Raw genomic sequence first — 23,313 nt, 5'->3', positions numbered from 1 at the left:
ATGCGTGAATCTTTAGAGCCAGCAGATATAAACGACAGCAGCGCTGACGCCGCTAAGACACGCAAGCGTCCTAAGCCTGGTGAACGCCGTCTACAGATCTTGCAAGTGCTCGCAGAAATGCTACAAAACCCGAAAGGTGAGCGCGTTACCACTGCCGCTTTAGCAGCGAAGATTCAAGTTTCAGAAGCTGCCTTGTATCGCCATTTTGCGAGTAAGGCGCAGATGTTTGAGGGCCTGATTTCTTTTATTGAGCAAACTGTTTTTGGCTTGATTAATCAGATCAACCAAAAAGAAGAGTCTGGTCTTGCTCAGGCGCGCGGTATTTTGCAAATGCTCTTGTTCTTCGCAGAAAAGAATCCCGGCATGACTCGTGTTTTATTGGGTGATGCTTTATTGCAAGAGGATGATCGTTTGCAAGAGCGTATTACACAAGTGTTGGATCGTGTCGAAGCATCCCTTAAGCAGGCATTGCGAATCGCGCAAACCCAAGGCGGCAATTGGGCGCAACTGGGTCAAGAAGAGGTTAGTATTCGTGCTGCTATGTTGATGAGTTTTGTTTTGGGTCGTTGGCATCGCTTTGCCCGTAGCGGGTTTAAGAAGTTGCCCACCGAAGCATCCGATGTTAGTTTGCGCCTTCTCCTTTCAGAATGAGCGAGCTAAACCTCTCTAGAAATACCATTCATTTTGCCGAGCCCTTGCCTTTGCAGAGTGGCGCTGTGTTGTCTGGCTACGATTTAGTGATTGAAACCTACGGCAAGCTCAACGCAGACAAAAGTAATGCCGTATTGGTTTGTCATGCACTCAACGCATCACATCATGTAGCCGGACCAAGTCCAGAAGATCCAACAGATATCGGTTGGTGGGACAACATGATTGGCCCAGGCAAGCCAGTGGACACCAATCACTTCTTCGTCATCGGTGTAAATAATTTAGGTTCTTGCTTTGGCTCTACTGGGCCTATGAGCATTAATCCCGCTACAGGTAAGCCTTACGGTGCGGAGTTTCCGGTAGTTACCGTTGAGGATTGGGTGAACACTCAGGCGCGTTTAGCTGATAAGTTGGGCATCCGAAAGTTCGCTGCTGTGATGGGCGGCAGTTTGGGCGGTATGCAGGCAATGGCTTGGGCTATCCAGTTTCCCAAGCGAATAGATCATTGTGTCGTAGTTGCATCTACGCCAAAACTGAGCGCTCAAAATATTGCATTCAATGAAGTGGCACGTAATGCCATTTTGTCTGACCCCGATTTTCATGGCGGCAACTATTACGAGCATGGCGTAGTACCTAAACGTGGTTTACGTTTAGCTCGCATGGTTGGGCACATCACCTATTTGTCTGATGACGATATGGCAGAAAAATTTGGGCGCGAATTACAACGCCCTAATGGCGAATCCAATGACTACCGCTTTAGTTTTGATGTTGAATTTGAAGTTGAAAGTTATCTCCGCCATCAAGGCGATAAGTTTTCAACCTACTTTGATGCCAATACTTATTTACTGATTACTCGTGCGCTTGATTATTTTGATCCTGCACGTCGTTACGACGGCAGCTTGAACCGCGCCCTGGCGGAAGTGCAAGCCAAATTCTTGGTTGTGAGTTTTTCTACTGATTGGCGCTTCCCGCCAAATCGTAGTCGCGAGATTGTGGAGTCTTTGTTGAGCAATAAGAGCGAAGTAACTTATGCGGAGATTGATGCGCCTCATGGGCATGATGCCTTCTTATTGGATGACGCTCGTTATCACAATCTGGTGCGCGCCTACTTTAAGCAAATGCGTGAGACTCAAGTATGAGCAATCTAAATAAACGCGCCGACTTTGCTGCTATTGCCAATTGGATTGCACCAAATACTCAAGTATTAGATTTGGGTTGTGGTGACGGTAGTTTCTTAGAGTTCTTACAGAAACAAAAGCCTGTGCATTCTTATGGCGTTGAGATTGATGATTCACGCGTACTGTCTTGCGTGCAAAAAGGGTTGAATGTCATCCAACAGGATTTGGAGGGTGGCTTAGCGCTTTTTGAAGATGATAGTTTTGACACAGTTGTTCTCTCACAAACTTTGCAAACCATTCATCAAACTGAAAAGATTTTGCGCGAAGTCGTTCGCGTAGGAAAAGAATCTGTTATTTCTTTTCCAAACTTTGGCCATTGGTCACATCGCCTAGCGGTGGGCTTGGGTCGCATGCCAGTCTCTAAGAGCTTGCCCTACCAGTGGTACAACACGCCAAACGTGCGCGTGCTCACGGTTGCTGACTTTGAAAAACTAGCCTCTAGTCTTGGCTTAAAGATTCTCGATCAATGTATCTTGCATGAGGGTCGCCAAGTAACCTTGATGCCAAACCTATTTGGCAGTCTCGCCTTGTTCCGCATTCGTCGCGCCTAGGATAAAAATACAAAGGTGTTAACCGCAGTCCAATCTTGGATAAAAGATTTTCGGGTTTATCTCGAATGGCCTTGTTTGCGCATGCTTTTCTTGGGCTTCTCCGCGGGCCTTCCCTTGCTGCTGATTTTGGGTACCTTGAGTTTTTGGCTGCGCGAGGCAGGAATTGATCGCAGTACTATTGGTTACCTAACCTGGGTTGGCTTGATCTATGCCTTTAAGTGGATGTGGGCGCCCCTTGTAGATCGTTTGCAAATCCCCATTCTTACCAAGCTGTTTGGTCGACGGCGCAGTTGGCTGCTTTTTGCACAAGCCCTCATTATTTTGGGACTTGTTGGTATGTCGACACTTGATCCCAAGCTCGCACTTAATTCGATTGTTTGGTGTGCGCTCCTGGTGGCATTTGGTTCCGCCACTCAAGATATTGCCCTAGATGCCTTTCGGATTGAATCAGCCAATAGCGATCATCAAGCAGCTTTAGCGGCAACTTATCAAACTGGCTATCGATTGGCCTTGATTTGGGCTGGAGCTGGTGTTCTTTGGCTTGCTGCACGAGCGGAGACGGGTAGTGGTTACGATGCGAGTGCATGGCAATTTGCATACCTCTGTATGGCAGCCTCTATAGGAGTTGGCGTTATCACAACGCTATTGAGTAAAGAGCCGGTCAAATACGAGCTGACAAAAGTACGCACTGCAAAAGCATGGCTCTATCAAACCCTGGTTGAGCCTTTTGCAGAATTTATTACCCGCTATCGCTGGCATGCAGTTCTCATTTTGTCTTTGATTGCCGTCTACCGAATTAGTGATGTGGTGATGGGCATTATGGCTAATCCGTTTTATGTAGATATGGGCTACACCAAGGATGAGGTGGCAGCAGTGAGCAAAGTATTTGGTGTTGTAATGACCTTAGTGGGCGCTTTTGTTGGTGGCGTCCTCACTCTTCGTTTTGGAGTGCTGAGAATTTTGTTTGTTGGCGCCATACTTTCTGCAGTCAGTAACTTATTGTTTGCTTGGTTGGCGACACAAGGCCATGACTTACATGGCTTGATCTGGGTAATCTCTGCAGACAACCTGAGCTCAGGCATTGCAAGCGCAGCCTTTATTGCTTTTTTATCCTCGCTAACGAATATCCGCTACTCGGCAACGCAATACGCTTTATTTAGCTCCATGATGTTGCTGCTACCTAAATGGTTGGCGGGCTTCTCAGGAGTATTTGTAGATAACTTTGGGTACCAAGCATTCTTCTTTGGTACCGCCATTATTGGTGCTCCGGTGCTGCTCTTAATTTGGGCCACGATTCATTTCAAGATCGTGCAGATCAAAAAAGAAGGAGAGTAATCTCTCCCGCTCTTTTTTACTGCAATTTACTACCACTTAAATCTTCCAGTCGTAATCCACAGTGAGTGGTGCGTGGTCCGAAAATTTTTCACCTTTATAAACAGCAGTTTTCTTAGCGGTTTGCGCAATACCTGGTGTGCTGATGTGATAGTCAATGCGCCACCCTACGTTTTTTGCATAGGCTTGCCCGCGATTGCTCCACCAGGTGTAACAAGCTTCAGTTGCCTCAGGTTCAAGCTGGCGATAGACATCAACGTAACCCACTTTGTTAAATAGATTGCTGAGCCATGCGCGCTCCTCTGGCAAGAAGCCAGAATTTTTGAGATTACCTTTCCAGTTCTTTAAATCAATTTCTTGATGGGCAATATTGACGTCACCACAAAGCACAATCTCTCGACCTGATTTTTTGAGAGCTACGAGATGCGGGAGGAAGCTATCAAGATAGCGGTATTTGGCCTCTTGTCGCTCTGGTGAGCTTGAACCAGAGGGCATATAAACCGAAATGACAGAAAGCCCCTTAAAGCGTGCTTCTACATAACGCCCCTCAGCATCGAACTCTTCATTGCCATACCCGTACAAGACCTCATCAGGCTTGTGTGGGGTATAAATACCGCAGCCGCTATAGCCTTTCTTCTCGGCATGATGGAAAAAGGCATGCATGCCATCAGGATTGAGAATGGCGTCTTCTAAATCATCACGCTGGGCCTTGAGTTCTTGCATGCAAATGAAGTCAGCTTTTTGCTGAGCAGCCCATGGCAGAAAGCCTTTTTTGACTGCGGAACGGATACCGTTGAGGTTCGCGGAAATGATGCGTAACATGTAGGCCTATGAGCTCAAATAATTCAAATCAAGATAACTTTATACGTTTTGCCTTAGAGGCAAAGGTTTTGTCCTTCGGGGAGTTTAAAACCAAAGCGGGCAGACTCTCGCCTTATTTCTTTAATGCCGGCGAATTCAACGACGGCGCTCGTTTGAGTGCGCTAGGCCGCTACTATTCCAAAGCATTACAAGAGTCGAAGCTGCAATTCGACATGCTATATGGACCAGCCTACAAGGGAATCACGCTGGCAGCTGCTACAGCAATCGCTTTGGCTGATGATGGCATCAATGTTCCTTACGCCTATAACCGTAAAGAAGCAAAAGATCATGGCGAAGGTGGGGTCTTGGTGGGCGCTCCTGTTAAGGGGCGAGTGGTGATTATTGATGACGTGATTTCTGCTGGAACCTCTGTAAGAGAGTCTGTGGATCTGATTCGTAAAGCTGGAGCAGAGCCTGCTGCAGTATTGATTGCTTTGGATCGTATGGAGCGTTCGGGTAATGCTGTTGAGGTTGGTGATAAATCTGCTGTACAAGCAGTAGAACAAGAGTTTGGTTTGCCGGTGATCTCGATTGCTAACCTAGCTGGCTTGATGTCTTTCTTAACTGCTTCAAGTGATACTCAGTTAACTAATTATTTGCCTGCAGTAAAGGCCTACCGCGAAAAATACGGCATCTAAGAGCAAGCGCTCTTAGATTTCTGTCTCACCTTCAAATACAGTAACCGCAGGACCAGTCATGATGACTGGTTGAGCAACGCCATCAATGGTTCCTGCCCACCCAATCTGAAGATCGCCACCACGTGTATGAACCTTTACCGGTGAATCTAATAAGCCCCTGCGAATGCCAGAAACAACTGCTGCACAAGCGCCGGTTCCGCAAGCTAAAGTTTCTCCTGCGCCGCGCTCAAACACGCGTAATTTAACTTCGTTGCGATTGATGACTTGTAGGTAGCCTGCATTCACTCTTTTGGGGAACGCGGCAAACTTTTCAATCTCAGGGCCTTCCTCGAGGACGGGCGCGCTATCAACGTCGCCAACTACTTGCACTGCATGTGGGTTGCCCATAGATAAGACCCCCACCAAACTATCATGGGTAGCAGGGTGGTTTAAGGGGAGTGCATATAACGTTTCTTGAAACTCTTGAACACTCGCTAAACCATTGGCATTAAATGGAATGAGGCTATGCTCAAAAATGGGAGCCCCCATATCCACCTCTACTTGCCCATCCGCATGAGATTTGAGGGTGATAACAGTGTGCGCCACTTCTACGCGTAATGGGTTCTTATTGGAAAGGCCTTGATCGAGTACAAAACGCACAAAGCAACGTGAGCCGTTGCCACATTGTTCCACTTCGCCGCCGTCAGCATTAAAGATGCGATAGCGAAAATCAGCATCTGGGCGTGTCGCTTTTTCAACGAGCAGAATTTGATCAGCGCCAATGCCAAATTGGCGGTGTGCCAATGCTTGCCATTGCTCACGTGAAATGCCGCTGAGATCTTGATCAATGCCATTGAGCACAATGAAGTCATTGCCAGCACCATGCATTTTGGTGAAGCGTAACTTGCGTACTGGATTGTTTGTGTTGGTGCTCAAAATATTTCCATTTAATCGTAAAGACTAGGTTCGCCAGGCGGCCTATGTTTAAAGCGCTTATGTACCCAATAGTACTCTGCTGGTCTTTCACGAACAAGCTCCTCAATATATTGATTGAGACGTGCAGTATCTTTCTCAGCATCATCGCTTGGAAAGTTAGGCAAAGGCGCACTGATGTGGCAGGTATAGCCTTTGCGATCTTTATTTAACGTAGTTGTCATAAGGCACACCTCAGCCCCGCTAAGCCGTGCTAGGCGGGATACAGAGGTAATGGTATTGGTTTGGATGCCGAAGAAGGGAACAAAGACCGAATCTCGGGGTCCTAAATCAATATCAGGCGCAATAAAAATAAAGTTACCCGTTTGAATTTCGCGAATGAGATCCCGTAAGCGACTTTGTCTTTCAATGGACTTGCCACCAAAACGATTTCTCCATTCAATCATTTTTTGATTGAAGAAAGGGTTCTTCATATTTTGGTAAAGACCCGCTCCACGCGGCCAATCGTGCTCATTGGCCAATACTGAAAGTGCCATGAAGCCGCCTTCAAGACCAACAAAGTGCGGGTTGATGAGAAGGCGTGGTTTGCGATCTCCTAAGGTAATCGCTGATTCAATGGTGACGATATCGGTAATTTGTTTACCGCTACCAAGCCAGATGCGACTCCTTTCTAGTACGCTGCGACCAAATAATTTCCAGTGCTCAATTGCGAGTGTGTCTATTTCTTCTTCGCTCAGATTCGGAAAGCACAAACGCAAATTGGTTTTGACTACTTTGCTACGCCCGTTCGGAATATGGGCTGCAAGCCAACCCAGGCCATAGCCCACGTGGACGGTAATCGTATAGGGTAAAAAAGCAAAGAGGCGCAGAAGACTGAGCGCCAAGAAATTGAAGAGGTTTTGTAACCAGGTCATTCCAGAAATAATAACGATTTTATTTAATTGCTTGGGGGCAATTCTGCACCGGCGGGATGCTTGTAGCGGTTATATGACCAAATGAATTGCTCGGGTGCAATAAGCACTGCATTTTCAATTGCAACATTAAGCTCCGCAGCTGCTATGTCGGCATTCTCGGACAAGGGCGCAAGACGTGTTGCTTGCATTAACCAGCCAGCCCCAATACCTTTGCGTTTAGCAGTAAACATCACTACTGGTGTGTTGTTACGATTGGCAAGACGAGCTGGCAACGGGGTTGTGTAAGCAGGACGCCCAAAGAATGGCACCCATACACCTTCGCCACCGCTAGGCACTTGATCTGGAAGAATGCCAATTGCTTCACCACGTGTAAGCGCTCTAGTCATTTGACGAACGCCATTAAGGTTGGTCGGAACAAAATGCATATTGGGATAGGCGCGACCCTCTTCAACTACTTCGTTAAGCCATTCTTGGCGTGATGGTCGATAGAGAATGGTTGCAGGAAAATGTTGGGCTAACACGCGAGGAATAATTTCAAAGCCACCCAAGTGAGGGGTGAGCATTACCAAACCATGACCTTCGCTGATTGCTGCTTCAACGACATCCCAGTTATGAACCTCAACTAATTTAAGAGCTTTTTCTGGATTGCGCCAAATCCACAGACTGTCTGAGAACAGCATGCCAGAGGCCCTAACTGCCCCCCAAAGCCGGAAGGGAAGGCCTCGATCATTCACCACAGCCTCATACTGCGGCCGAAAGAGAGCGCGGTATTGCTTGGAGCCGACATAAGCAAGCATGCCTAAAAAAGCCCCAATCAGCTGTACTAGAGCAAGGGGAAGCACGGCAATCGTATTGAGGCAGAGCTTAAGTAAGAGTTTTCGCACCCCCTAATGATATTCAATGCCGCTCTCAGTGTGTGGATTTTGACCTTCCTTGATGGATTGGACGTTTTTCGGATAAAATTCATTCATCGCTGAGTTAAGACAACTTGCAGAGCGATTCATAAATTCTGCTAAAGCGTCGCCGTTGTAGTTCCTGGCACGTCGAGTTGTCCAAATGATGTGTTAATTAAATAAGGAATATGCAATGGCAAATGATTACTTCTTTACCTCAGAATCAGTCTCTGAAGGTCACCCCGATAAAGTAGCGGACCAAATCTCTGATTCGATTCTCGATGCCATCTTGGCTCAAGATCCAACCGCACGTGTTGCGGCAGAAACTTTGTGCAACACCGGCTTGGTAGTTTTGGCCGGCGAGATCACTACGAACGCTAACGTTGATTACATCCAAGTTGCACGCAATACCTTGCGCGAAATTGGATACGACAACACTGACTACGGTATCGACTACAAAGGTTGTGCAGTATTAGTTGCCTACGACAAGCAAAGCCCTGACATTGCTCAAGGCGTTGATAAAGCTCATGATGACGGCTTGGATCAAGGCGCTGGCGACCAAGGCTTAATGTTTGGTTACGCTTGTGACGAGACTGCAGAGTTGATGCCTTTGCCAATTCACCTTTCACACCGCCTGGTTGAGCGTCAATCCCAGTTGCGTCGTGATGGTCGTTTGAATTGGTTGCGCCCTGATGCTAAGTCACAAGTGACCTTGCGTTATGTGGATGGCAAGCCCGACTCTATTGATACCGTTGTACTGTCTACTCAGCACGATGAAAATATTTCTCTCGAGAAATTGCGTGAAGCAGTCATTGAAGAAATCATCAAACCAGTATTGCCTAAACATTTGATCAAAGGTGCTATCAACTTTTTGGTTAACCCAACAGGTCGTTTTGTTATCGGCGGTCCACAAGGCGATTGCGGTTTAACTGGTCGCAAAATTATTGTGGATACCTACGGCGGTGCAGCCCCCCACGGCGGCGGCGCTTTCTCTGGCAAAGATCCATCCAAGGTTGACCGTTCTGCTGCATACGCTGGCCGTTATGTTGCGAAGAACGTGGTTGCTGCTGGTTTGGCAAGCAAGTGCTTGATTCAGATCTCATACGCGATTGGTGTTGCTAAGCCAACTTCAGTAATGGTGAGCACCTTTGGTACAGGCAAAATTTCAGATGAGAAGATTGCTCAATTGGTTTCTGAGCACTTTGACTTGCGTCCAAAAGGCATTGTGAAGATGCTCAACCTCTTGCGCCCAATTTATAAGAAGACTGCTGCTTATGGCCACTTTGGTCGTGAGGAGCCAGAATTTACTTGGGAGCAAACAGACAAGGCAGCTGCATTACGTGCCGCAGCAGGTCTTTAAGTAGGAAATACGCAGTTTGTAGGCGTATTGAGGCGAAATATGCCGTAATTGTTTACAATTACGGCATACCTTCAAGGAGCGTTGCAAGGAATACTGAGACCCAGTACTTCCCCAGGCTTGAAGGGAGTGGATTCCTAAACGGAGTTTGCTAATTGCAACCGCGCTCGCTAACCCATGATTCAATGGCTAGCGAGTTTCTACTCCAGCATTGGATCGTATTTAGCTGGAGCATTAATGAATACCGTTTCTGATTTAAATAACTTTGTAGCAACTCGTTGCGCAATTGCTGATATCACTTTGGCTGACTTTGGTCGAAAAGAAATTGCGATTGCCGAAACGGAGATGCCTGGCTTGATCGCAATTCGTGATGAGTTTGCTGCACAGCAGCCACTCCGTGGCGCACGCATTACTGGTTCATTGCATATGACTATTCAAACAGCCGTGCTGATTGAAACTCTGGAGGCACTTGGTGCTGAAGTGCAATGGGCTTCATGCAATATTTTCTCTACACAAGATCATGCTGCTGCAGCAATTGCTGCTAACGGCACTCCTGTGTTTGCTATCAAAGGCGAAACCCTTGAGCAGTACTGGGACTTTACCCATCGTATTTTTGAGTGGGCGGATGGCGGCTACACCAACATGATTTTGGATGACGGTGGCGACGCTACTTTGTTATTGCACCTTGGTGCTCGCGCTGAAAAAGATCAAGCCTGCTTGAATCACCCAACTAGCGAAGAAGAAACTATTTTGTTTGCGGCCATTAAAAAGAAATTGGCGCAAGATCCTACTTGGTACTCAACACGCTTGGAAAAAGTAAAAGGCGTTACAGAGGAAACCACTACAGGCGTACACCGTTTGTATCAAATGTTTGCCAAGGGTGATTTGAAGTTCCCAGCAATCAACGTAAACGACTCCGTTACTAAGAGCAAATTCGATAACCTCTACGGTTGCCGCGAATCTTTAGTTGATGCGATTAAGCGCGCTACTGACGTGATGGTTGCTGGTAAGGTTGCAGTAGTTTGCGGCTACGGCGACGTGGGCAAAGGTTCTGCACAAGCATTGCGCGCTTTATCTGCTCAAGTGTGGGTAACAGAAGTTGATCCAATTTGTGCATTGCAAGCTGCAATGGAAGGTTACCGTGTTGTAACTATGGATTACGCTGCTGACAAAGCAGATATCTTTGTTTCTGCAACAGGCAACTACCATGTGATTACGCATGACCATATGGCAAAGATGAAGAACCAAGCCATCGTTTGTAATATCGGCCACTTTGATAATGAGATCGATGTAGCTGGTATTGAAAAATACAAGTGGGAAGAAATTAAGCCACAAGTTGACCATGTAATTTTCCCGGCTGTCAATGGCAAGCCTGAAAAGCGCATCATCATTTTGGCCAAAGGACGTTTAGTTAATCTTGGTTGCGGTACAGGACATCCTTCTTACGTAATGAGCTCTTCATTTGCAAATCAAGTGATTGCTCAAATTGAATTGTGGAATGCCGTAGGTACAGATAAATACCCAATCGGTGTTTACACCTTGCCTAAGCATTTGGATGAGAAGGTTGCACGCTTACAACTCAAGACTCTCAATGCGGAGTTGACTGTGTTGTCAGATCAGCAAGCTTCTTATATTGGTGTAACGAAGGAAGGCCCGTACAAGGCTGACCACTATCGCTATTAATCCAATTAACATTCAATAGATACCTAGGCCCAAAATCATGGAATTAAGCGTTGAATTCTTTCCTCCAAAAACACCTGAAGGTGAGAGTAAGTTACATCTTGTGCGCGAGCGTTTCAGTGAAACACTCAAGCCTGCGTTTTATTCCGTGACTTTTGGTGCTGGCGGCTCTACACAGTCTGGCACATTAAAAGTGGTAAGCGACATACATGCTGCTGGTGCAGCAGTTGCCCCACACTTATCTTGTGTTGGCAGCTCACGTGAAAGCGTGCGCGAAATGTTGAAGCAATATCAAGCCTTAGGCGTAAAGCGAATTGTGGCTTTGCGCGGTGACTTACCTTCTGGTATGGGCCAGTATGGCGAGTTTCATCATGCCAATGAATTAGTAGAATTTATTCGTGCAGAAACAGGCGATTGGTTTCATATTGATGTCGCTGCATATCCAGAGACGCATCCACAGGCAAAGTCGCCTGCTAGCGATGTAGATTTCTTTGTGCAAAAAATGAAGGCGGGCGCGAACTCTGCGGTCACCCAGTATTTTTATAACAGCGATGCGTACTTCCGCTTTGTGGATGAGGCATATGACTTGGGCGTTACTCAACCCATCATTGCTGGAATCATGCCAATCACAAACAGTAGCCAGTTATTAAGATTCTCCGATGCCTGCGGTGCAGAAATCCCACGATGGATTCGTTTGCGCCTTCAATCCTATGGCGATGACATTGCCTCTATTCGTGCATTTGGTGAAGAGGTGGTCACGGATTTGTGCGATCAGCTGCTAACTGCTGGTGCTCCTGGAATCCATTTCTATTCACTCAATCAGGCTGATGCTGTTTTGGCGATTGCCGATAATTTAGACTTAACGAAGTAATCTAGCTGTACAAGCCAGACTCTGTTAGGAGCATATCCAGGGGCTCATCATGTGTTTGAGGGCCCCATTGGGAATCATCTAGTTTTTGCCAATCAAATCCAACCCCTATGCAAATGAGCTTCGGGTTATTTTTTCGCAGTTGCGCTAAGGTGCGGTCAAAGTAGCCTCCGCCGTAGCCCAGACGCCAGTACTGCGCTTTGCCATCCACCGCTGAGCAAGACCAACCCACACAAGGAATAAGGATGCAGCCAGGAATGAGTTGTGGTCTCAAAACATTCTCTGGCCTGGGTTCAGGAACGCCATGCTTGCTTGGAAGTAATTCATCACCCTCTTGCCACTCAAAGAAATCAAGATGCTGATCAGGACGTGCAAATGGGAGCGCAAGTCGACATTGCTTGTCATTTTTCGCCCAGGTCAATAAATGAGGGCGCAAATCTATTTCGTTCTGAATGGGCCAATAAAGCGCTATCGATCGAATGGATTTTCCAGCTCCTGCTAAAAATTGGCTCAGATTTGCGGTCAAGTTTGTTTCCGCAGTGGCATACCCATCCCCCAAAGCAAATTCTTTGCGTTGTTTTAATAAATCCTGGCGAAGAGTTTTTGGTGAATTACCGTGCATATCGACCATTATCAGGCGAAAATTAGAAGATATAGTAATCAAGTTGTTGTCCGGTTGCAGCCGTGCAAATACATATAGGGTTAGATCGCAAGAATGAAGTCCGTAATATTTAGTAGCAAGCACCTTTGGATGGCCAAGATTCTGATCTTGGGCCTAGCGCTGAGTATGTCTAGTAGCTTTGCAGAAAAGCTTAAAAAGCCAAGCCTGCCAAAGTCCTACGAAAGCAAAGCTGCGCCTGCGGAAGTTACCGATACTGACCGGATGTTTATCGATCTGCGTGAGGCTGCAAAAAAGAATGATGTATTTCGGACGCAGCAACTCTCTTCTGCGTTGGCAAATTATCCATTTGATGACTACGTAGCCTATTTCCGCATTAAGCCACAATTATTCGATAGTGCTGGCGGTGCGCGTAATGACTATAGCGCTGATGCCCAAGTGGTTGCGTTCTTAAATCAATATCAAGGTACAGCTTTGGCAGACCGGATGCGCAACGATTGGCTTTTGGTTTTGGGCAAGCGAAGAGATTGGGCGCGTTTTGATGTTGAATATACTAAGTTTGTATTAGATGACGACACACAAGTGAAGTGCTACTCCCTGTTATCTAAGTTATCGCAAGGTGAAAATCCAACCAAGCTAGCAATTGATTCACGATCAGTTCTATTGGACCCAAGTTACTTTGGGCAGGCATGTCAAGAATTAGTGCCATCGCTAGTTGCAGCTGGAGGAATGACTCCAAGTGAAGCCAAAGCAATTGGGCGTGCTGCTAGCGAAAGAGGTTATGACACTATGGCACGTCGTCTTGGCGGCGAAGACCCAATCGCAGATATTGTGAAAGCCGCTAAAGCCGATCCAGCAAAAGCCTATCGCGACTTTTCTCAAAATGCACCGCGTTACAGCAAAGAGAATCAAGCGGTTGCATGGGGTGTGATCGGACAATTCTTGGCGAAGAAGTTAGATCCCAATGCGGATGATGCTTATCGCTTACAGCAGGAGCTTGGTTACAACGAACTCCTTTCTGTTGAATCGCAAGAGTGGAAAGTTCGTGCTGGTTTGCGTGCTAAAGATTGGGCTCTGGTAAAGAATGCGATTGATGGCATGAATCCTTCGGTACGCGCTAAAGATCCTGCTTGGACCTATTGGTATGGCCGGGCATTAAAAGCGGAAGGCCAGGATGCCAAAGCCAAGGATAGTTTTGAGTTGATTGCTGATCAATATAATTTTTATGGTCAGCTCGCACGCGAAGAGTTGGGCAAATCAAATCATGCCCCTGCGAAAACTAAGGTGACTGAGCAAGAAATTGATGCGATGGCAAGCCGTAAAGGATTTGTTCGTGGTGAGCGCTTATATGCCATGAATCTCCGCTTTGAAGGTAACCGCGAATGGAATTGGGAATTACGCAACATGAGCGACAAGCAGTTATTGGCTGCTGCAGAGTACGCGAAGCGTATTCACCTCTATGACCGTGTTGTAAATACCGCTGATCGAACAAAACAAGAGCATGACTTTAGTTTGCGTTACCCAACGCCTTTTAAAGAGGAGTTGTCTCCAATTGCACGTCAAATCGATTTGAATCTCGCTTGGGCATATGGCTTGATTCGTCAGGAGTCGCGCTTCATTATGAATGCTTCATCCTCTGTCGGTGCATCCGGCTTGATGCAGGTGATGCCTAATACGGCAAAGTATGTCGCTAAAAAAATCGGCATGACAAATTACACCAATGACAAGCTGAGCGATACCAATACGAATTTGACTCTGGGTAGTAACTATTTGAATATGGTTCTAGTAGATCTAGATGGTTCTTGGGTCTTGGCCTCGGCAGCATATAACGCGGGACCTTCACGTTCAAAGGCGTGGCGTGAAAAATTATCTGGCCCTACAGAGGGCGCTATCTTTGCAGAAACCATCCCATTTACTGAGACACGTGTATATGTGAAGAACGTACTCTCTAATGCAAATTACTATTCATCTGTAATGAATGGCCAGACACAATCTTTAAAGCAACGATTGGGTGTTATTGCACCGAAGGCTGCAACTCAATCTGAGCTTCCTTAAACGAGCAGTTACCTTATTGGGTAAAGAAAGTCTCATATGAAATACGACATCCTTCTGATTGGTGGTAATGGTTTTGTAGGGCGGGTCATTGCAGCACAACTTCAGCTTGCGGGCTATTCTGTATTGATTCCAACTGGCCATTTAGCTGCGGCACGTGAATTGCGTATGTTGCCGAAAGTTCACGTAGTAGAAGCTGATATTCATGAATTTGATGAATTACAGGGGCTTTGTGGACGCATTAAAGCAAATGGAGCAGTGATCAATTTGGTTGGCGTCTTACATGACAAACCGGCGCAGCCTTATGGAAAAGTATTCAAGGCGGCTCATGTAGATTTGCCAAAAAATATTATTACGGCGATGCAGTTGCATAGCCTAAAGCGCTATTTACACATGAGTGCATTAGGAGCTAATTCTAGTGGCCCTTCTATGTATCAGCGTAGTAAAGGTGATGGCGAGGCAGCTGTGAAGGCAAGCAATTTGGATTGGACTATTTTTAGGCCATCGGTCATTTTTGGAGCGCAAGATCAATTCATTAATTTATTTTCTAAGTTAACAAAGTTGTTTCCTGCTATGCCTTTAGCGAATCATCAGGCTCAGTTTCAGCCGGTGAGCGTAGATGATGTTGCATCTGCTTTTGTGAAATCTCTATCAATGCCTCAAACGATTCATCAGTCCTATGACTTAGTCGGCCCGACCGTTTATACGATGAAGGAAATCGTTGAGTTTGCGGCTCGTAAGGCAAAAACCAGTTGCACCATTATTCCGGTGCCTGCCTTTGTTGGCTATTTACAGGCTCTCGCATTTGAATTTTTGCCCGGGCCAACCCTAATGTCGCGTGACAATATTGCCTCTATGCAATTGCCCAATACGTTGCCTGAAAATAGCGTTGATGCGTTGACTGACATATTCAAAATGAGTCGTCGTAGTTTGGAAGGTATGCAGTAATGAAAGTCTATGCAGTAGGCGGAGCTATACGAGATACCTTGATGGGTTTGCCTGTGCACGATATTGATTATGTTGTGGTCGGCTCCAGCGTAGAAGAGATGGTGGCTAAGGGCTATCGCCCTGTAGGTAAAGATTTCCCAGTCTTCTTACATCCAGAGACCCAGGCTGAATACGCACTTGCTCGTACTGAGCGTAAGACTGGTCAAGGCTATAAAGGTTTTCATTTTTATGCCGATCCCTCCGTTACCTTGGAGCAAGATTTAGAGCGACGTGATTTAACAATTAATGCAATGGCGCAAGAAGTGGGCTCAGACGGAAAACAGTTTGGTCCGATTATTGATCCTTATAACGGCCAGAAAGATTTGGCTGCCAAAATATTTCGGCATGTGTCTGATGCATTTGCAGAAGACCCATTACGTCTATTGCGTATCGCGCGATTCTCCGCACGTTTCCCAGAATTTAGCGTAGCCAATGAAACTCTGGCAGCCTTAAAAGCCATTGTTCAGTCAGGTGAGTTGAAGGCCTTATCGGCCGAACGTATTTGGCAAGAGCTCGCAAGAGGTATGGTTGCTGCTAAGCCCTTGCATTTATTTCAGGTCTTATTGAATACGGGTGCCGCTAGTACGCTATTGCCGTCGACATTGGTCACCAAGTTATCCGAAGAGTCTTTTCGCGAGGCGTTAATTGCGCATTTCTCATGTGCCGGCAATAGTTTGGATGAGCGTTGCGCAATTACCCTGATGGATTTACCCGCCATGGAAATTCGCTCGTGGGCCGATTGTGTACGCATGCCAATCGAAGTACGAGATTTCGCAGAAATATTTAGTGACCTGAAAGTTTTAGTAAATAAATACCTTAACCATTCCTATCAGGCAGTAGATATTCTGGCTTGGTTTAATCGCGCAGATCTTTGGCGCAAGCCAGATCGTGTACAGGCAATTTTGAATCTTGCTGACAATCTGGGAATGAATGTCTTGCCCTTGTTAAATGCAATGAGGAGCACCCAAGCAATCAATACCGCAGAAATTATTTCTGGCGTGGCAGCTGAAGACCGTTCCAATGGCGAGCGGATAGGCAGCGCGTTCGAGTCTGCCAGATTGGCAGCAATCACTACAGCCCTAGAGGCTTAGGCGAAAAGCTACAGCCGATTTCTGCCGCGTAGACCTGGCAGATCTTCAAGTACATAGCCTGGCAGCAAACTTTCTAAGTTTTTAGAGAATGCAAAGGCTTTAAAGAGTTCGCCCATCTCTGCCTCAGACAATAACTTCTGTAAAGAGTTAGAAATTGGAAGAAACGTTTCTGGATCACTTGGATCGCCAATCTCCAAAGCAATATCACCAATACCGGCATCTAGTAAGTAGGCTGCCTGATTAGTGAGATAAACATCATCTGCATTTTCGGATAATGCGCTGCGAGCGATTTGAGACCATTCAACGTGCGTAGTTAAGTCACAAAGACCGGGAAGATGAAATGGATCTTGAATTGCATGATGGCGATGGTGAGCCATCAGAGTACCTTCAAGTCTTTGAGGGTGATAGTACTCAGCTTCTGGAAATCCATAATCAAATGTAAGAAATAAGCCAGTATCTAAATGCCGAGCAACTTGTTGCATCCAAGCATTTGCTGGTGTGTGCAGTTCAGTGACATAGCCCTCTGAGAAGTCGCTACTTAATAAACTTTCTGGAAGTAATTTTTGCTCTACTGGAGAGCCCGTCTTCCAAACGAGTTTTTCGTTTTCAAAAGAAACGCCATGCCAATACCAAAATCCATTTTGATAAATGATGGCATCACAAGGAATGGCATCAATTACTTCATTAGCAAGAATGACACCTTTGAAATTTTTTGGTAGTTCAGTAAGCCAACGGGACTGAGTTTTGAAATTGAGTTGCTGAATAGTGCCGCCAATTCTTTCCTGTTGGCGCTCGGCTAAATCTGGCGAAATTTCAATAATGTCGTAATGATCCAATTGAAAGCCAAGGTCATTAAGGCGGGTCAGTATGGATGTGGCTAGCTTTCCAGTGCCTGCGCCAAACTCCAAAATTTGAGTGGGTAAACCCTTTTCTTTGAGGCCTTCAAGTACTGGCAAAAGAGTTGAGCAGATGGCAGCGCCAAAAAGGGGGCCTAATTCAGGGGCGGTGGTGAAATCGCCACCCGCGCCCAGTTTGTGGGCCCCAGCGCTGTAATAGCCCATTCCGGGCTCGTATAAGGCCATCTCCATATAGCGAGAAAAGGGCAGCCATCCGCCTTGTGAGGCGATCTGAGAGGCTATTTTGGCCTTCAGAAGCTCACTATGCTCCGTTTCAAGGCTGGTCAAGGTAATATCCATAGCTCGCTAGTCTAAGAGAATTTAATTGAACCCTAGTTCAACACCCCCATCCCAGCAAGTAAAGGCAGTTTTGGTGACGGGCGCTGCGAAGCGCCTCGGTCGAGAAATTGCTTTGCAGTTTGCCCGTCAGGGCTGGGATGTTGCCGTTCATTATGGGCGATCAGCCCAAGAAGCTAGCAAAACTATCGAGGAAATTCGTGGGTTAGGGGTTGAGGCCGAGGCTTTTCAGGCGGATTTGGCTGATGAAGCGGCAACCCAAGATCTTTTTAAGGCCGTTAGCAATGCCTTCCCTAATTTAAGTTGTTTGGTTAACAGTGCATCTATCTTTGAATACGATCGCGCTAACTCCAATAGTCCTTTAAGTGGAAAAGGCTTGCAAGCTCACATGCAGGTTAATTTAGCCGCACCTATTTTGCTAGCCCAGCTGATGTTTGAGTGCCAAAAGAGCAAGTCCAATAAATCTGATGTGATCCCAGCAGTCATTCAATTGCTGGATCAAAAACTCATTAATCTCAATCCAGATTATTTGTCCTACACGCTATCAAAGGCTGCGCTTCTCTCGTCTGTTGAGTTACTAGCAATGGATTTTGCTCCGCATCTACGAGTTGTGGGATTGGCGCCCGGAATCTCGCTTCCATCAGGCGATCAAACAAATGAAGGTTTTACAAAGGCACATCAGATGACGCCATTAGGAAAATCTTCAACCCCAGCGGATATCGCAAAAGCAGCAGTATTTCTTGCTGAGTCTAATGCTATTACTGGCACCACTTTATATGTCGATGGTGGACAGCATTTATTGCCATCCACACGAGATGTCATGTTTAAAACCAATTAAGTATTTTTAAAAAGCAAACATTCATGCATGCCATTCTCTCTCATCCCGCCCTTATTGACTGTCGACGTTTGTTTCTACGTGACTATGAAATCTATATCAACATCGGTGTACATGACTTTGAAAAAAAAGCAGAACAACGTGTCATTCTTAATGTAGATCTATATATTCCCTTGGCAATGAACACGCCAACTCAAGACCAGTTGGATGAGGTGGTGGATTATGACTTTATGCGTGAAACCATTAAGGCTAGAGCCTCTCAGGGCCATATTCATTTACAGGAAACCTTCTGTGATGACATCGTGACAGCAATGTTGTTGCACCCTAAGGTATTGGCTGCACGGGTGAGCACGGCTAAGCCCGATGTCTACCCGGATTGCCATTCGGTAGGTGTTGAAGTATTTCGCATTAAGACCGCTTAGGAAAAGAGTTTAGAAAAGAACACAATAGTTATGGGCGATATACGTAAAGTTGTCTTCGAAGAAAACAAGCTAGAGAAAAAACTCTGTCGCTTGGTTGGTCAAGCCATTGGCGACTTTGGCATGATTGAAGATGGCGATAAAGTGATGGTGTGCGTATCTGGCGGTAAGGATAGTTATGCCATGCTCGACATATTGATGAAGTTGCGGGAACGTGCACCAATCAATTTTGAAATCGTTGCCGTGAACTTAGATCAAAAGCAGCCTAACTTTCCTGCTGAAATATTGCCTAATTACTTGAAGGGTTTAGGCGTTCAATATCACATTGAAGAGCAAGATACTTACAGCATCGTGAAGCGCGTAATTCCCGAAGGAAAAACTACTTGTGGATTGTGCTCACGTTTGCGTCGTGGAATTTTGTATCGCGTGGCAGATGAGTTGGGTGCAACCAAGATTGCTTTAGGCCATCATCGTGATGACATCTTAGAAACGTTGATGCTCAATATGTTCTATGCGGGTAAGCTCAAAGGTATGCCACCAAAGCTACGCTCAGATGATGGTAAACATATTGTGATTCGCCCTTTAGCCTATGTTCCTGAAAAGTTACTAGAGCGTTACGCGGCCGACATGAACTTCCCCATCATTCCATGTGACTTGTGTGGCAGTCAGCCTAATCTCCAGCGTCAGGTCATGAAGGAGATGCTCCGTGACTGGGAAAAGAAGCATCCAGGTCGAATAGAGAACTTATTTCGCTCCATGCACCATATCGTCCCGTCCCATTTAATGGATGGGGAGGCTTTTGATTTCAAAAATCTGGAGATTTCTACCGAACTGTCTGGGATTGCTGCTAGATCTGCTGGCGATAAGGCAATTGATGAGGCTGAATTAGATGAATTAGCCTGTGGAACCATGATTCAGGGGTCTTATAATCCCCCTTTATGAATATCGTCATATTGGCTGCTGGGCAAGGAAAGCGGATGAAATCCGCCTTGCCCAAGGTCCTGCAAACATTGGCAGGCAAACCGCTACTTCAACACGTTCTCAATACCGCACTTTCTTTACAGGATAAGAAAGCAAAAACTGGCCCTGTTGTTGTGGTGGGACATGGTGCAGCAGACGTTAAAACATTCTTAGTGAATGCAAGCAAAGAAAACTCAGATTACAGCAAAGTAGTTACTGCACTTCAAGCTGAGCAAAAGGGCACAGGCCATGCGTTATTGCAGGCGCTACCAAAATTGGATACACAAGAGCCCACATTAGTTTTGTATGGCGATGTTCCACTGACAACAAAAAAGACACTCGCCAAATTAGCAAAGTTAGCGGATGGTGTGCGCGGTCAAGATAGTGCGCTTGCACTTCTGACGCAAAACTTAAGCAATCCCACTGGTTATGGCCGCATCGTTCGTGATGTTGATGGCTCGGTAAAAGAGATCGTTGAGGAAAAGGACGCAACTCTAGCGCAAAAGCAGATTCAAGAGATTAATACTGGCATCATGGTGTTGCCAACGAACTCTTTAAAAAAGTGGCTCAAGGCTTTGCGTGCAAGTAATGCACAGGGCGAGTACTACCTGACAGATGTCATTGCTATGGCAGTTAAAGATGGCGTGCCTATTCGCACCACTCAGGCTGATGATGAGTTTGAAACTGTTGGAGTTAATAGTCGCGATCAACTAGCTGCTTTAGAGCGCGTTCATCAGATCAATATTGCCAATCAATTAATGGATGCGGGAGTATCTCTTGCGGATCCTGCGCGTATTGATGTACGCGGCACTTTAGAGTGCGGCACAGATGTATCAATTGACGTAGGTTGCGTATTTGAAGGCTGCGTTACTTTAGGTGCCGGCACAAAGATTGGGCCGTATTGCGTAATTCGAAATAGTGTTATTGGTAAGAGTGTAGCTATTCATGCGTATAGCCATATAGATGGCGCAAAAGTAGGCAGTCAATCTGTCATTGGTCCTTATGCACGTTTACGTCCTGGTGCAGATTTATCAAACGATGTGCATATCGGTAACTTTGTAGAAGTGAAGAACAGCAAAATTGCCGCTAATAGCAAAGCCAATCACTTGGCTTACGTTGGCGACTCCATTGTTGGCTCGAGAGTCAATATTGGTGCAGGTACTATTACTTGTAACTACGATGGTGTTAATAAACACCAAACGATTATTGAGGATGATGTCTTTATTGGTTCTGATACGCAGTTAGTTGCGCCGGTGCGCGTAGGCCGCGGTGCCACATTAGGTGCTGGTACTACCCTGACGAAGGATGCACCAGCAAATCAACTGACAGTATCAAGGGCAAAGCAAATTTCCCTGCAGTGGCAGCGCCCAGTGAAGCAAGAGAAAAAGAGCCCTGCTAAAAAAGCAACCGTAAAGAAGTCTGCAACTAAGAAGACCGCAAAAAAAGTAGTTAAGAAAACTACAAAAGGTAAAAAATAATGTGCGGTATTGTTGGCGCAGCCTCCCATAAAAATATCGTTGATGTTTTAGTTGAGGGCTTACGCCGCTTAGAGTATCGCGGTTATGATTCTTGTGGTTTTGCGGTCATCAATGGCAATGATGCTAAACACCCAATTGAACGGGCGCGCACTACAGCACGTGTTTCTGAGTTAGCTGAGCAAGGCAAGGATTTTGTTGGCACTCTCGGTATTGCGCATACGCGCTGGGCAACTCACGGCAAGCCAGATACGCAAAATGCTCATCCACATATCTCAAATAGCTTAATTGCTGTTGTACATAACGGCATTATTGAGAACTACGAATCACTTCGTGCTGAATTAAAAGCTGCTGGTTATGTATTTACTTCGGAAACGGATACCGAAGTCATTGCACACTTAGTTCATCAGCAATATGTTGCTAACGGACAAAAAGATATTGCTCAGTCGGTTAGAGCAGTGCTCCCCAAATTACATGGTGCATATGCTATCGGCGTAATTGCCCAAGACAACCCAAGCATCCTGGTGGGCGCGCGCGTCGGATCACCTCTAGTGGTGGCAATAGGAGACCATGAGCACTTTTTAGCATCTGATGCCCTGGCTTTGGCAGGTCGCGCACATTCCATGCTGTATTTGGAAGAGGGTGATGTTGCAGTTCTTAAGGCGGATAATGTTGAGGTGATTGATCAGGCGGGCAAGCCTGTCCAAAGAGAGTTGAAGTCTATGCCTGCGCAAGCTGATTCAGTTGATTTAGGTCCGTATCAGCATTACATGCAAAAAGAAATTTTTGAGCAGCCTAGAGCCATTGGCGATACGCTTGCCAACATTGCTGAGTTTGGCCCAGGATTATTTAATGCAAACCCTGAGGACTGGAAATCGTTTGATCAAATTTTGATCTTGGCTTGTGGCACTAGTTATTATTCTGCATGTGTTGCTAAATACTGGTTAGAAGATATTGCAGGCATTCCAACCCAAGTTGAAATTGCGAGTGAATATCGCTATCGCACTACCGTTCCAAATCCAAGAACTTTAATTGTGGTGGTTTCACAATCGGGTGAAACAGCGGATACCCTGGCCGCCTTACGTCATGCGAAGAGCTTAGGTCATAAACATACCCTAGCAATTTGTAATGTGGCAAGTAGTGCGATGGTTCGCGAAACCGAGTGGAATTTCTTGACTAAGGCTGGCGCTGAAATTGGCGTTGCTTCAACAAAAGCATTTACTACACAGCTCTTAGCCTTATATCTGCTAGCAGTTTCATTGGCAAAACGCGCTGGCAGAATTTCTGCTGAAAAAGAAAATGAATTACTCCGTGAGCTACGTCATCTACCTAAAGCTTTACATGCAGTACTAGCTCTTGAGCCACAAATTATTGCGTGGAGCGATGCTTTTGCTAAATGCGAAAATGCACTCTTCTTAGGGCGCGGTTTGCACTACCCTATTGCATTGGAAGGCGCTTTAAAACTCAAAGAGATTTCTTATATTCATGCAGAGGCATATCCCGCTGGTGAGTTAAAGCACGGACCGCTTGCGCTAGTGACCGACAAGATGCCGGTAGTAACGGTTGCCCCAAAGGATGAGTTGCTAGAAAAACTCAAATCCAATATGCAAGAAGTAAAAGCACGTGGCGGCAAGCTTTATGTATTTGCTGATCAAGATACCCATATCTCTAGTAGTGAGGGCATCAACGTAATTAAGCTTCCGGAGCACTACGGCAATTTGTCACCTATTCTTCATGTGGTGCCACTTCAGTTGCTGGCGTATCACACTGCTTGCGCACGAGGTACTGACGTCGATAAGCCAAGAAATTTGGCTAAGAGTGTTACTGTTGAATAAATTTCCAGTCCGTTT

22 protein-coding genes and 1 riboswitch are annotated in these 23,313 nt (G+C 46.0%); of the genes, 16 read left to right on the top strand and 6 right to left on the bottom strand.

Annotation, left to right across the window (positions count from 1 at the left end):
• Genes slmA through ICN23_RS03960 form a run of 4 tightly spaced genes read left to right on the top strand, consistent with a single transcriptional unit; the run spans position 1 to position 3,712 of the window.
• Positions 1-651 (top strand): nucleoid occlusion factor SlmA, encoded by a 651-nt coding sequence (gene slmA, locus ICN23_RS03975; RefSeq protein WP_216231012.1) that lies wholly within the window; start codon positions 1-3, stop codon positions 649-651.
• A complete protein-coding gene (locus ICN23_RS03970; protein WP_216231011.1) occupies positions 648-1,787 on the top strand; it encodes a homoserine O-acetyltransferase in 1,140 nt (379 codons plus the stop codon). The genes slmA and ICN23_RS03970 overlap by 4 nt, the downstream gene beginning before the upstream one ends.
• Positions 1,784-2,377, top strand: coding sequence for a methionine biosynthesis protein MetW (metW, locus tag ICN23_RS03965; RefSeq protein WP_216231010.1), 594 nt, complete (start codon positions 1,784-1,786; stop codon positions 2,375-2,377). The genes ICN23_RS03970 and metW overlap by 4 nt, the downstream gene beginning before the upstream one ends.
• Before the next feature lie 15 nt (positions 2,378-2,392).
• The gene (locus ICN23_RS03960; RefSeq protein WP_370624752.1) at positions 2,393-3,712 is read left to right on the top strand and encodes an MFS transporter; all 1,320 of its coding nucleotides are present in this window, start codon (positions 2,393-2,395) and stop codon (positions 3,710-3,712) included.
• Positions 3,713-3,748: 36 nt separating this feature from the next.
• On the opposite strand, the gene ICN23_RS03955 is transcribed toward ICN23_RS03960, so the two are convergent.
• A complete protein-coding gene (locus ICN23_RS03955) occupies positions 3,749-4,531 on the bottom strand; it encodes an exodeoxyribonuclease III (protein ID WP_216231009.1) in 783 nt (260 codons plus the stop codon).
• Positions 4,532-4,539: 8 nt separating this feature from the next.
• On the opposite strand from ICN23_RS03955, the gene pyrE reads away from it, so the two are divergent.
• On the top strand, positions 4,540-5,208 hold the full coding sequence (pyrE, locus tag ICN23_RS03950) for an orotate phosphoribosyltransferase (RefSeq protein WP_216231008.1): 669 nt from the start codon (positions 4,540-4,542) through the stop codon (positions 5,206-5,208).
• A 12-nt stretch (positions 5,209-5,220) separates the two neighbouring features.
• On the opposite strand, the gene dapF is transcribed toward pyrE, so the two are convergent.
• From dapF to ICN23_RS03935, 3 genes are read right to left on the bottom strand one after another with little or no spacing between them, the layout of a single operon-like run.
• Positions 5,221-6,075 (bottom strand): diaminopimelate epimerase, encoded by an 855-nt coding sequence (dapF, locus tag ICN23_RS03945; protein WP_216231898.1) that lies wholly within the window; start codon positions 6,073-6,075, stop codon positions 5,221-5,223.
• Positions 6,076-6,134: 59 nt separating this feature from the next.
• Complete coding sequence (locus ICN23_RS03940) at positions 6,135-7,034, bottom strand: lipid A biosynthesis acyltransferase (protein WP_216231007.1); 900 nt, start codon at positions 7,032-7,034, stop codon at positions 6,135-6,137.
• 23 nt (positions 7,035-7,057) lie between these two features.
• On the bottom strand, positions 7,058-7,918 hold the full coding sequence (locus tag ICN23_RS03935; protein ID WP_216231006.1) for a lysophospholipid acyltransferase family protein: 861 nt from the start codon (positions 7,916-7,918) through the stop codon (positions 7,058-7,060).
• 202 nt (positions 7,919-8,120) lie between these two features.
• Between ICN23_RS03935 and metK the strand changes: the two genes are divergently transcribed.
• The 3 genes from metK to metF all read left to right on the top strand — a co-directional run bounded on the left by metK (position 8,121) and on the right by metF (position 11,835).
• Positions 8,121-9,287: a methionine adenosyltransferase gene (gene metK / locus ICN23_RS03930; RefSeq protein WP_216152593.1), complete on the top strand. Its 1,167-nt coding sequence runs from the start codon at positions 8,121-8,123 to the stop codon at positions 9,285-9,287.
• Positions 9,288-9,354: 67 nt separating this feature from the next.
• A riboswitch (S-adenosyl-L-homocysteine riboswitch) is annotated at positions 9,355-9,460 on the top strand.
• Positions 9,461-9,521: 61 nt separating this feature from the next.
• Positions 9,522-10,967: an adenosylhomocysteinase gene (gene ahcY / locus ICN23_RS03925; protein ID WP_216231005.1), complete on the top strand. Its 1,446-nt coding sequence runs from the start codon at positions 9,522-9,524 to the stop codon at positions 10,965-10,967.
• Between the two features lie 37 nt (positions 10,968-11,004).
• Positions 11,005-11,835, top strand: a complete 831-nt coding sequence (gene metF, locus ICN23_RS03920) for a methylenetetrahydrofolate reductase [NAD(P)H] (RefSeq protein WP_216231004.1) — start codon at positions 11,005-11,007, stop codon at positions 11,833-11,835.
• A gap of 1 nt (position 11,836) precedes the next feature.
• Here the strand turns inward: metF and ICN23_RS03915 are convergent, their stop codons facing one another.
• On the bottom strand, positions 11,837-12,454 hold the full coding sequence (locus ICN23_RS03915) for a 5-formyltetrahydrofolate cyclo-ligase (protein ID WP_255532692.1): 618 nt from the start codon (positions 12,452-12,454) through the stop codon (positions 11,837-11,839).
• Positions 12,455-12,547: 93 nt separating this feature from the next.
• On the opposite strand from ICN23_RS03915, the gene ICN23_RS03910 reads away from it, so the two are divergent.
• From ICN23_RS03910 to ICN23_RS03900, 3 genes are read left to right on the top strand one after another with little or no spacing between them, the layout of a single operon-like run.
• Positions 12,548-14,506: a lytic transglycosylase domain-containing protein gene (locus tag ICN23_RS03910; protein WP_255532691.1), complete on the top strand. Its 1,959-nt coding sequence runs from the start codon at positions 12,548-12,550 to the stop codon at positions 14,504-14,506.
• Between the two features lie 36 nt (positions 14,507-14,542).
• Complete coding sequence (locus ICN23_RS03905; RefSeq protein ID WP_216231002.1) at positions 14,543-15,451, top strand: complex I NDUFA9 subunit family protein; 909 nt, start codon at positions 14,543-14,545, stop codon at positions 15,449-15,451.
• Positions 15,451-16,581 (top strand): polynucleotide adenylyltransferase, encoded by a 1,131-nt coding sequence (locus ICN23_RS03900; RefSeq protein ID WP_216231001.1) that lies wholly within the window; start codon positions 15,451-15,453, stop codon positions 16,579-16,581. The genes ICN23_RS03905 and ICN23_RS03900 overlap by 1 nt, the downstream gene beginning before the upstream one ends.
• Positions 16,582-16,589: 8 nt before the next feature.
• On the opposite strand, the gene ICN23_RS03895 is transcribed toward ICN23_RS03900, so the two are convergent.
• Positions 16,590-17,777, bottom strand: coding sequence for a class I SAM-dependent methyltransferase (locus ICN23_RS03895; RefSeq protein WP_216231000.1), 1,188 nt, complete (start codon positions 17,775-17,777; stop codon positions 16,590-16,592).
• Between the two features lie 25 nt (positions 17,778-17,802).
• Here ICN23_RS03895 and ICN23_RS03890 point away from each other — a divergent pair, with 25 nt between their 5' ends.
• From ICN23_RS03890 to glmS, 5 genes are read left to right on the top strand one after another with little or no spacing between them, the layout of a single operon-like run.
• Positions 17,803-18,612 (top strand): SDR family oxidoreductase, encoded by an 810-nt coding sequence (locus ICN23_RS03890; protein WP_216230999.1) that lies wholly within the window; start codon positions 17,803-17,805, stop codon positions 18,610-18,612.
• A 23-nt stretch (positions 18,613-18,635) separates the two neighbouring features.
• Positions 18,636-19,031 carry a dihydroneopterin aldolase gene (locus tag ICN23_RS03885; RefSeq protein ID WP_216230998.1) on the top strand — a complete coding sequence of 132 codons (396 nt, stop codon included), beginning with the start codon at positions 18,636-18,638 and terminating at the stop codon, positions 19,029-19,031.
• Positions 19,032-19,061: 30 nt separating this feature from the next.
• Entirely contained in the window at positions 19,062-19,970 is a 909-nt protein-coding gene (ttcA, locus tag ICN23_RS03880) for a tRNA 2-thiocytidine(32) synthetase TtcA (protein ID WP_216230997.1), read from the top strand.
• Positions 19,967-21,466, top strand: a complete 1,500-nt coding sequence (gene glmU / locus ICN23_RS03875) for a bifunctional UDP-N-acetylglucosamine diphosphorylase/glucosamine-1-phosphate N-acetyltransferase GlmU (protein WP_255532690.1) — start codon at positions 19,967-19,969, stop codon at positions 21,464-21,466. Before ttcA ends, glmU begins: the two co-directional genes overlap by 4 nt.
• Entirely contained in the window at positions 21,466-23,298 is a 1,833-nt protein-coding gene (glmS, locus tag ICN23_RS03870) for a glutamine--fructose-6-phosphate transaminase (isomerizing) (RefSeq protein ID WP_216230996.1), read from the top strand. Before glmU ends, glmS begins: the two co-directional genes overlap by 1 nt.
• Positions 23,299-23,313 lie beyond the last annotated feature (15 nt).

The sequence above is a fragment of the Polynucleobacter sp. MWH-Jannik1A5 genome (genome assembly GCF_018881795.1).
GTDB lineage: Bacteria > Pseudomonadota > Gammaproteobacteria > Burkholderiales > Burkholderiaceae > Polynucleobacter.
Note: the sequence above shows the minus strand (reverse complement) of the source record. Positions and strands in the feature narration are given on the sequence as shown.